This is a genomic window from Pseudobutyrivibrio sp. UC1225 (assembly GCF_900115215.1).
In the GTDB taxonomy this organism is placed as follows: Bacteria; Bacillota; Clostridia; order Lachnospirales; family Lachnospiraceae; genus Pseudobutyrivibrio.
This window is the reverse complement of record NZ_FOVQ01000030.1, coordinates 1-1830: the sequence shown is the minus strand read 5'-3', so window position 1 is coordinate 1830 and position 1830 is coordinate 1. Positions and strand designations below refer to the sequence as shown.

Below are 1830 nucleotides of genomic sequence, written 5' to 3'. Positions count from 1 at the left end.
AGTGAATTGAAAAACTAACTTCCAGTCAGCCTTAAGCAAGCCAGAAGTTAATAATGCAAACGAGGAACTAGAAGACAGTCTTGCAATAATAGCAGGCTGTCTTTTCTTTATGTTTGGTTTTGAGTACAATACCTGCTGATGTTTAGAAAGCGGTGCCACTAATGGAGGAACATACCATGACATGTAAATATAAGCATCTAACACTAGACGCCAGACAAGAAATTCAGAAGGGCTTAAAAGATGGAAAGACTTTTACAGAAATAGGAGAAATTGTTGGAAAGGATCCATCTACTATTTCAAAGGAAGTAAGAGCACATTTGATTACTGAACAAACAGGAACACGCTCTAGATCATTCAATCCTTGCAAAAAGAGAAATACCTGTACTCATGAACGCGACGTTTGCGAAAGCTGTTTTAATGCATTCAGCTTCAGAAATACTTATTGCAGCACTTGTGGAATGTGTACTATCAAATGCGATGAATTTGAAGAGGAAATATGTCAAAAGCTAAAGAAGCCTCCCTATGTTTGCAACGGATGCAAACAGATTAGATCTTGTACACTTGAAAAGAAAAAATATGATGCCAAAAAGGCACAGAAGGATTATGAGGAGCTTCGTTCTGAGAGTCGTGAAGGTATAGATCTGACTCCAGAGGAACTGAGACGCATTGATGATGTTGTGTCACCACTTGTAAAACAGGGGCAGTCAATTCATCAGATTTGCGTTAACAATGCTGACGAAATTATGGTAGACGAAAGAAGTATATACAACTACATCGATGCTGGAATTCTAACAGTTGGTAATCTTGATTTACCTAGAAAAGTTAGATACAGAAAACGTAAGCAGAAAAAGGTTGTCCATGTAGATAAGAAATGTCATCTGGGACGTACATATGAGGACTTTCTGGCATTTATGGAAGCACATCCTGATTATGCTGTTGTAGAAATGGACTCCGTAGAAGGAACCAGAGATTCAACAAAGGTATTGCTAACAATCTATTTTAGAGATAGTAGCCTCATGTTAGCCTTTTTGAGGGAGGCGAATACAGCGCGAAGTGTGACTGACGTTTTCGATGAGCTTGATGAAATGCTAGGCCGTGAGCAGTTTAAAAAATTGTTCCCTGTGATTCTGACAGATAGGGGAAGTGAATTTACTGACCCTGCTTCTATTGAATTTGATAAGGAAGGAAAACGCAGGACTTATATATTTTATTGTGACCCACAGCGCTCAAACCAGAAAGGTGGTATTGAGGTCACGCATGAATTTATAAGAAGAATTTTACCTAAAGGGACATCCTTTAAGTATCTAAAACAGGAACAGGTAGAATTGATGATGAATCATATCAATTCATATGCAAGAAAGAAGCTGAATGACCGGTCCGCCAACCAGTTATTCAGCTTCTTTCATGGTGATGAGGTAGCAACCAAACTTGGTATAAAGGCTATCCCATCAAATGAAATAATTTTAAAACCAGAGCTGCTTAATCAGTAAAAGCAGCAAAATATAAGACCGCTTTCAAGCATGAAATATACAATCATGCAGTGGTGGAGGTTTCTCTTGCAAAGAACCAAACGAAGCCTCGACCTCTTATTTTCATGCTCAAAAATAATCTATTGGAGAGATAATACACCCTGGAAGATGTTGATTTCAATAGGTTTGTATTAGTAAGCTCTATCTTTGTAATTGTAACTTCTAGAAAGGGGTGATTTTGCAAGACTAAGTGCTGTTTTGACTAGGCGAAATTGGAAGTTAAGTGTACAAAAAAATTAGAACTAGAGGTTAAGTTTGCAAACTGGAGGTCAGGATTTCAATTCAGCTTTATGCAAAAATA

1 protein-coding gene is annotated in these 1830 nt (G+C 37.8%); it reads left to right on the top strand.

Features of this window, described 5'->3' with window-relative positions:
* Positions 1-176 precede the first annotated feature (176 nt).
* Positions 177-1490, top strand: coding sequence for an IS30 family transposase (locus BMZ41_RS15395; RefSeq protein ID WP_090531345.1), 1314 nt, complete (start codon positions 177-179; stop codon positions 1488-1490).
* The last annotated feature ends 340 nt before the right edge of the window (positions 1491-1830 follow it).